Here is a 612-nt window from a genome sequence, read left to right as displayed (position 1 = left end):
GTCCACGATCGTGCGGTCCAGCAGGCGCCGCTCCAGCGTGGACGACAGCCACAGCGCCAGCAGCATCACCACGGTGGCCGAAAGCGATCCTTCGATCAGCGTGAGCGCCGTGACCTGCGACTTGCCGAAATGGATCGCGATGCCGGCCAGCTCGGCGCGCACCGCGGGCAGCAGGCCCACGATCCAGAGCACCGCCACGCCCCAGGCCAGCCAGGAGACGATGCGCTCCACCAGCCGCATGGCGGCCGATTTCGGGAAGGCATTGGCCAGGATGCGCGCGAAGAACCGGATCAGCACCAGCGAGCTGAGCACCGGCACCGCCACGCGCAGCAGGAACACCGGCTGCAGCAGCACCGTCTCGACGCCCACGCGGGCGGCATAGGCCAGGGCCAGCGCCAGCAGCGGGAACATCAGCCCATCGACCGTGCGGCGGCCGAACCACACCGAATCGGGCGGCTGCTGGCGGCCGAGGATGCGGCTCGCAACGTAGGCGAGCGCCAGGCAGGCGGCCAGCACGGCCGCTTCGATCCAGGTATGGGATGGGCTGAAATCGCGGATCAGCGCGTGGAGGGCATCCATGGTGCGGGAACCTCGGGGGCATCGGTGGACGGC

The 612-nt window shown here is 70.1% G+C and carries 1 protein-coding gene; it reads right to left on the bottom strand.

The features are described from left to right. Window positions 1–579 (bottom strand): hypothetical protein (locus JZ792_RS43660; protein ID WP_216918427.1); only part of this gene is annotated, 579 nt, incomplete at its 3' end. Between the last annotated feature and the right edge of the window lie 33 nt (window positions 580–612).

It is taken from the genome of Nocardia noduli (genome assembly GCF_019038455.1).
In the GTDB taxonomy this organism is placed as follows: domain Bacteria; phylum Actinomycetota; class Actinomycetes; order Mycobacteriales; family Mycobacteriaceae; genus Nocardia; species Nocardia noduli.
This window is presented reverse-complemented; position numbering and strand designations above follow the sequence as displayed.